The 7,408-nt window shown below is 73.6% G+C and carries 7 protein-coding genes; 6 read left to right on the top strand and 1 reads right to left on the bottom strand.

Features of this window, described 5'->3' with window-relative positions; translation table 11 throughout:
* Nucleotides 1–51 precede the first annotated feature (51 nt).
* Nucleotides 52–447 (bottom strand): transglycosylase family protein, encoded by a 396-nt coding sequence (locus ACFV4F_RS32830; protein WP_380440230.1) that lies wholly within the window; start codon nucleotides 445–447, stop codon nucleotides 52–54.
* 549 nt (nucleotides 448–996) lie between these two features.
* Between ACFV4F_RS32830 and ACFV4F_RS32835 the strand changes: the two genes are divergently transcribed.
* The 6 genes from ACFV4F_RS32835 to ACFV4F_RS32860 all read left to right on the top strand — a co-directional run bounded on the left by ACFV4F_RS32835 (nucleotide 997) and on the right by ACFV4F_RS32860 (nucleotide 7,297).
* A complete protein-coding gene (locus ACFV4F_RS32835; protein WP_380440232.1) occupies nucleotides 997–1,509 on the top strand; it encodes a universal stress protein in 513 nt (170 codons plus the stop codon).
* A 72-nt stretch (nucleotides 1,510–1,581) separates the two neighbouring features.
* Nucleotides 1,582–2,118, top strand: coding sequence for a hypothetical protein (locus ACFV4F_RS32840; protein ID WP_380440234.1), 537 nt, complete (start codon nucleotides 1,582–1,584; stop codon nucleotides 2,116–2,118).
* A gap of 51 nt (nucleotides 2,119–2,169) precedes the next feature.
* Nucleotides 2,170–3,678 (top strand): PLP-dependent aminotransferase family protein, encoded by a 1,509-nt coding sequence (locus ACFV4F_RS32845; RefSeq protein ID WP_380508047.1) that lies wholly within the window; start codon nucleotides 2,170–2,172, stop codon nucleotides 3,676–3,678.
* Nucleotides 3,679–3,881: 203 nt separating this feature from the next.
* Nucleotides 3,882–4,391: a hypothetical protein gene (locus ACFV4F_RS32850; protein WP_380508050.1), complete on the top strand. Its 510-nt coding sequence runs from the start codon at nucleotides 3,882–3,884 to the stop codon at nucleotides 4,389–4,391.
* Nucleotides 4,392–4,582: 191 nt separating this feature from the next.
* Nucleotides 4,583–5,392: a DUF1963 domain-containing protein gene (locus ACFV4F_RS32855; protein WP_380508053.1), complete on the top strand. Its 810-nt coding sequence runs from the start codon at nucleotides 4,583–4,585 to the stop codon at nucleotides 5,390–5,392.
* A gap of 498 nt (nucleotides 5,393–5,890) precedes the next feature.
* Nucleotides 5,891–7,297 (top strand): family 2B encapsulin nanocompartment shell protein, encoded by a 1,407-nt coding sequence (locus ACFV4F_RS32860; protein ID WP_380440242.1) that lies wholly within the window; start codon nucleotides 5,891–5,893, stop codon nucleotides 7,295–7,297.
* Nucleotides 7,298–7,408 lie beyond the last annotated feature (111 nt).

The following is a 7,408-nucleotide window of genomic DNA, read 5'->3' on the forward strand; positions in this document are numbered from 1 at the left end:
CGCCCCCCGCGCCCGCGGTCGGGGCGCCGCGGGCCTCGGGAGCCGTGGGGCTTACTTGCCCAGGCCGGCCTTGACCGAGCAGATCGGCCAGGCGGTGGGGCCCTGGGCGGCGAGGACCTTCTCGCCGACGGCGATCTGCTGGTCCTTGGTGGCCAGGTCGGCGCGCGGGGCGAAGGAGGTGCCACCGAAGGCGGCCCAGGTGCTGGAGGTGAACTGCAGGCCGCCGTAGAAGCCGTTGCCGGAGTTCACGGCCCAGTTGCCGGTGGCCTCGCACGCGGCGACCTTGTCCCAGACGGTGGCCGGCGCGGCGGAGGCGGTCGTCGCCGTGACGAGGCCGGCCACCGGCAGGGCGAGGACCGCCCCGGCCATCAGAGCCATCCGGACGCGGTTGCGGCGCTTCGGGGTGGCGATGGCGGTGGCAGCGGCGGTCTCGTTACGGAAAGTCATGCGGTTCCTTTCGGAGGTTCTGCGAGCGCGCGGAACCAGGCCCTCGGAAGGCCGTCGGTTTCGGGGACACGCACTCGCGTGGTTCGGCACCGGTTCCGGCTCCCGGGCGGTGAGGCCCGGTGGAGCGGTGTGCTCGGTGCAACGGGTTCGAAGGTACGGGGGCGGTCGTGGCGGTTTCAAGGATTTACGGATCAAGGCAGGTCAGCGAGGTGTTACCGGGCGTAAGGATCAAGGAATTGGGCACTTTTGGGGCTTTTTGCCCCTATTTCCAAGATCGAAAGGCCTGTCGAAGTGGTCCGGACCACTCGGCGGGCCGTGTGAGGCCGCGCACACCGTCGACAGGGAGTGACGGTCCGCGGGCTCCCGGTGCCGGATCCGCCACCCCCGGCGCGCCCGGGGGTGGCCCGCACCACAGGCCTCACCCGGAGTGCCCCGTGTCCTCACTCCCGGTGGCGGGCATAGCCTCGGGCGCATGAGCGAGCGGAGCGAGCGAATCATCGGTAGGCGCGCATGGGCGAATGCCCCTGGCGAGCGAAGCGAGGCGGGCGCATGAGCAACGACAGCGATGCGGAGGCGCTCGGCGGTGCCGAGGAGCCCGGGGCGGCGGTCGCACCCGCCGGGTTCGAGCTGGGGACGGACGGACCGAAGGTGATCCTGGCCGGGCTGGACGGCTCGGACTCCTCCTGGCGGGCCACCGCCTACGCGGCCGGCCTGGCCCGGCGGCAGGGCGCGACCCTCGCGGTGGCGTACGTGCAGCCCGTGCTCGGCGCGGCCACGGCACTGGCGGGGGCGGCGGTGGAGGAGACGACGCAGGAGATCGCCGAGGAACTGCTGGCGGCCCTGCGCGACGCCGAGCAGCGGATGAAGGACGTGTGGCGCGTCGAGTGGCACTTCCTGACCATGCGCGGCGACCCCTATACGGGGCTGGCCAAGCTCGCGAACGAACTGCGGGCCGACGCCGTCGTCGTCGGCGCCTCCGAGCAGGCCGGGCACCGGGTGATCGGCTCGGTGGCCGTCCGGCTGGTGAAGGCGGGGCGCTGGCCGGTGACCGTCGTGCCGTAGCGGGCTCCACAGCGGGCTCCGCAGCGGGCCCCGGTGCGGAGCCGGACGGCGGGAACGCTAGGCTCCGCACCCATGATCGAGATCACGGGGGTCCAGGCGGAGCCTGGCGGCAGCGTCACGCTGAAGTTCGAGGACAAGCGCTTCACGGTGGAGCCGGTGGAGACGGGGTGGGACTGGCGGGGGATCTTCCTCGTCGGGTTCGGGATCTTCATGCTCCTGGCGCTGGTGTCGCTGTTCGGCTTCGGCTACATCATCAGCAAGGCCCACCTCGCGAAGCTGGAGAACGCGAACGCCGTCTTCTTCTTCTCCTGCTTCGGGCTCTCGCTGCTGTCCGGCGCCCTGGCCTGGCTGAGCGAGCAGATCATCGACATCTTCGGCAGCGGCAAGCCGGCGAAGTACACGCTCGCGGTCGAGCGCATCGCGGGGATCCAGTACGAGCAGACCGACCCGCAGGGCGGCCTGCGGGCCACCGTGCGCAAGGCGGACGGCGACGTCGTCCGGCTGAGCGTGGCCGGCGCCAAGGGCCCGGAGCTGTACCGGGCGTTCGACGGGATGTTCCGGCCGGCCGCCCCGCAGTACGGAGAGGCCCCGCAGTACGGCGTGCGCTGAGCCGGGGCCGCCCAACGGGCGTGCGGCACGGCGGAGATAGGGTGCGTGACCATGACGGACACGCCGGTCACGCACCCCCGCCAGCCCGAGCCCGCCCACCAGCCGACCGACCCCGCCCACCAGACCGGCAGTGACCTCCACCTCGACCTGCCCGCCACCGGCGGCCGCAGAGCGGCCCTGATGACGGCGCTGCGCGAGGCCATCCGCAGCGGACGGCTGGCCCCCGGCACCCGGCTGCCGCCCTACCGCACGCTCGCCGCCGACCTCGGCCTCGCCCGCAACACCGCCGCCGAGGCCTACGCCGAACTCGTCGCCGAGGGCTGGCTCACCGCCCGCCAGGGCTCCGGGACCACCGTCGCCGAGCGCGCCGAGCCCGTGCCGACGGCCAGGGCCCGCCGCCCCTCCGCCCGCCCCGGGCCCGTCCACGACCTGCGCCAGGGGCAGCCCGACGCCGCCTCCTTCCCGCGCTCCGGCTGGCTCGCCGCCGGGCGCCGCGCCCTGACCGCCGCGCCCAACGAGGCGTTCGGGCCCGGCGACCCGCAGGGGCGGCGCGAACTGCGCACCGTCCTCGCCGACTACCTGGCCCGCGCCCGGGGCGTGCGCACCGACCCCGACCGGATCGTCGTCTGCTCCGGCTTCGCGCACGCGCTGCGGCTGCTGTTCGACGGCGCGGGCGCCGTCCTGCCCGCCGGGGAGAACGGGCCGCTCGCCGTCGAGGGCTACGGGCTGCCCTTCCACCGCGGGCTGCTGGCCCGCGCCGGGGTCACCACCGTGCCGCTCCCGCTGGACGAGGACGGCGCCAGGACGGCCGGGCTGACGGGCGGCGGCGGGCACGCGGGGAGCCGGGACCTCCAGGACGTCCGGACGGTCCTCCTCACCCCCGCCCACCAGTTCCCCACCGGCGGGCCGCTGCACCCCTCCCGGCGCGCCGCCGTCGTCGACTGGGCGCGCGGTCGCGGCGGGCTCGTCCTGGAGGACGACTACGACGGGGAGTTCCGCTACGACCGCCAGCCGGTCGGCGCCGTCCAGGGCCTCGACCCGGAGCGCGTGGTCTACTTCGGCACGGCGAGCAAGAGCCTGTCGCCCGCGCTGCGCCTCGGCTGGATGGTGCTGCCCGACCACCTGGTCGACCGGGTGCTCGCGGCCAAGGGCGAACGCGAGGGCTGGGCCAGCGCGTTGGACCAGCTGACGCTCGCCGAGTTCATCGACTCCGGCGGCTACGACCGGCACGTGCGCGGGATGCGCCGGCGCTACCGGGACCGCCGCGACCGGCTGGTGGCCGCCCTCGCCGAGAGCGCCCCGCACGTCGCCGTCTCGGGCATCGCGGCCGGTCTGCACGCCGTCCTGCGGCTCGCGCCCGGCACCGAGCGCTCGGTGCTCAAGGCCGCCGCCTACCGGGGCCTCGCCGTGGAGGGGCTCGCCGACTACCGGCACCCGGGGCTCGCGGCGCAGGACATGCCCGCCGCCGACGGACTCGTGGTCGGCTACGCCACCCCGCCCGACCACGCCTACCAGGCGGCGCTCGCCGCGCTGTGCGACATCCTGCCGGCGCCGGCCTGAGCGGGGCGGGGCCCCGGGAGCGTCGTCCGGCCGGCCCCGCGGCGCACCCGGCCGCGTGGCGGGCAGGATACGGTGCCGGGCGACTGGTCGGGGGCGGAACGCGTGCGCAATGACCCGCCGCGTCCGCCCGTGCGTCGTCACCCGGTACCGGCCGCGGCGGAGGGGAGCAACGGAAGCGGTACCGCCCCCTACGCTCCATGGACATGCGCAGAACACATCTCAGCCGTTCCGCTCTCGCCGCGATCCCGGCCGCCGCCGGTCTGCTCCTCTCCGCGGCGCCCGCCCAGGCGGCCGCGCCACTGCCCCTCACGGCCGTCGTGGACCGGGCGACGACCACCCCGGGCGGCTCGTTCACGCTCGCAGTGACGCTGACCAACCCTTATGACACGCCCATCCAGTTCGTCTACCAGAGCGTCCAGCCGACCTACCCGACCACCCTGGAGCCGGGCCTCAAGTTCACCGCCACCGCGTGCGGCACCCAGACCAACGGGTGCAGCGAGAACGTGCACGGCGGCATCGCCCGCTACAACGTGCCGCTCGCGCCCGGTGCCTCCAGCAGCTTCAGCGTGACCTTCACCGTCGCCAAGGACTCGGCCTGCGGACCGTCCACCCGGATCGACCTCTACACCTACCTGTACTACGAGTACAACGCCGGCCTGTCCAACAACTCCGGCATCGTCAACATTCCCGGCACGCAGGTGCCCTGCGCCTGACCCGGTTCCCGCAACCCCTTCGTCCGTCCCCCGGATCCCGGTGAATCACCCGGCCTTCCCCGACCTCTCCTGAATCCCCCCGACCCCCTCGATCCCCCGTCAGGTGCCGGCCACCCCCGTACCGGCACCTGACGGGCCGTTCGCGCGCCCGCGCCCGGCCGCTGTCGGTGGCGGCTGGCAGGCTGGGTCCCATGTCCGAACCGCTGTGCACCGACCCCGCCGACGACCTGCTCGTGCCGATGCCGTACGCCGTGTACGCCGCCATCCGGGAACGGGCCGGGGAGCGGACCGCCCCGCTCGTGGACCGGCTGCTCCGCTCCTCCCTCGCCCTGACCCCGGCCCTCGACGACGGCTCCGGCGGGGAGCCCGCCGCGGGCCCGGCCGTCGGCCTGCTCGGCGGTCCGGCCGCGCTGCCCGCCGACGTCGCGTGGCCCCGCCACGGCGAGCACCCGATGCAGCTCCTCGCCCAACTCGACTGCGCCGGCCTGGCGGAGGCCCACCGCACCACCGGCCCCGGCGGTCCGTGGCCGCTGCCGGCCGACGGGCTGCTGCTGTTCTTCCACGACGACCTGTTCTCGGACTACGCCGGGCACGGGTGCCGCGTCCTGCACGTCCCGGCGGGGGCGCCGCCGCGGCCCGAGCCGGCCGGCCGCGGCGAGTTCGCCCCGCTCGCCGCCGTGCCGCTGCGGGCGGACTGGGCGCTGTCCGCGCCGTCCTACCAGGACCGCGAGCTGGAGGACCTGTTCCCCGACGACTTCATGGTCGCGCTCGACCTCGCCTCCGACTTCCGCGACCACCTTCCCGGCCCCGACGTCCGGGTGCTCGGCTGGTGCGACACCGACACCGGACGGCACGAGGGGCACCGCCCGCTGCTCCAGGTCGAGGCCTCGGCGGCCGGCGCGCACTGGGGCGAGACGGTCAACGTCTCCTTCTGGATCACCGACGAGGACCTGGCCGCCGGGCGCTTCGACCGCGTGCGCCACGGCATGGAGGTGGCCTGACCCAGGGGGTGTCTTCGAACCCCCGCCTGCCGTGCGACGACAGCCCCCTGGGCCCCGCACACGAACCACCGCACCGCCACGCCGCAACCGGCGTGGCGGTGCGTCGTGTTGACGCCGCGCGCCACCCCGTCGGGCCCGTCACGGCCCCGGGGCTGGCGGCCGGTCGCGGCCCCGGCGGCTCCGCGACGCGGCCCTGACCAGGCCTCCGACACACGCGGATCCGCGCGGCGAACGGACGTTTGACAGGCTTTTCGCGCGGAGCGGGCGGATCCGGATCAGATTCACCCTATCGGGGGGCACTCGGCCGCCGTACGGCTCTGGCCGGGCCCCGGTGATCTAGGGTTCCGGGTGGGCCGCCGGGAGAGGCGCCCGCGCTTGCGCAGACTTCGCCAAAACCCCCACCAATACGCGTATCTGATGATCCGCCATGGCTCCGGCCGGGACGGATCGGTCCGACCCGCCCGCGTGATTTCGACCAGATGAAGGAGACCCCTGCCGATGCCCGTCGACACCAGCACCGAGACACAGCAGGCACAGCAGCAGTCCCTCGCCACAGCCGCTGCCCGCAACCTCGCGACCACCACCAAGTCCGCACCGCAGATGCAGGAGATCACCTCCCGCTGGCTGCTCAAGGTGCTCCCCTGGGTCGAGGCCCACGGTGGTGCCTACCGGGTGAACCGTCGCCTCACCTACACCGTCGGCAACGGCGTGGTCGAGTTCATCAAGACCGGGTCCGAGGTCCGGGTGATCCCCCGCGAGCTCGGCGAGCTCGCCCTGCTGCGCGGCTACGAGGACGACGACGTGCTCACCGCCCTCGCCGACCGCTGCCAGCAGCGGGACTTCGGCCCCGGCGAGGTGCTCGTCACCCAGGGCGAGGCGGCCGACCGGATCTACCTGATCGCGCACGGCAAGATCAACAAGATCGGCACGGGCAAGTACGGCGACGAGACGGTCGTCGGCGTGCTCGGCGACGGCGACCGCTTCGGCGACGACGCCATCCTGAACCCGGACGCGGTCTGGGAGTACACCGCCAAGAGCGCGACCGCCGGTGTCGTCCTCACGCTCAGCCGCCGCGACTTCGAGCAGATCCGCGACAACGCGCCGACCCTCCAGGAGCACCTCCAGGAGTTCCTGGCCCTGCCGCTGCAGGCGCAGAACGAGCGCGGCGAGGCCGAGATCGCCATGTCGGCCGGCCACCACGGCGAGCACGAACTGCCCGGCGCCTTCGTGGACTACGAGCTGAAGCCGCGCGAGTACGAGCTCAGCGTCGCGCAGACCATCCTCAAGGTCCACACCCGCGTCGCGGACCTGTACAACCAGCCGATGAACCAGATCGAGCACCAGCTGCGCCTGACCATCGAGGCCCTGCGCGAGCGGCAGGAGTTCGAGATGATCAACAACCCGGAGTTCGGCCTGCTCAACAACGCCGACTTCGACCAGCGGATCCAGACCCACTCCGGCCCGCCCACCCCGGACGACCTGGACGAGCTGCTCAACCGCCGCCGCGACCCCGACTACCTGCTCGCCCACCCGCGCGCCATCGCCGCGATCGGCCGCGAGCTCAACGCCCGCGGGATCTACCCGCACCACGTCGACCTCGGCGGGCAGCAGGTGCCGGCCTGGCGCGGGGTGCCGATCCTGCCGTGCAGCAAGATCCCGATCACCAAGGAGAACACGAGCTCGATCCTCGTGATCCGTACCGGCGAGGACAACCAGGGCGTCATCGGCCTGCACCAGACCGGCCTGCCGGACGAGTACCAGCCGTCGCTGTCGGTCCGCTTCATGGGCATCGACGAGAAGGCGATCATCTCCTACCTGGTCAGCGCCTACTACTCGTGCGCGATCCTGGTGCCGGACGCGGTCGGCGTCCTGGAGAACGTCGAGATCGCGCACGGCCGTCACTGAGCGCCGGGCGGCCCCCGGCCGCCGGACCGCGAGCGGCGGTCGATTTTTTGTCCCCGAAACAGCCCAGGGCGGAAACCGCCCCCGCCCAGATAGGGTTTCCCCATGTAAGGG

The sequence above is a fragment of the Kitasatospora sp. NPDC059722 genome (genome assembly GCF_042733235.1).
Classification (GTDB): Bacteria; Actinomycetota; Actinomycetes; order Streptomycetales; family Streptomycetaceae; genus Kitasatospora.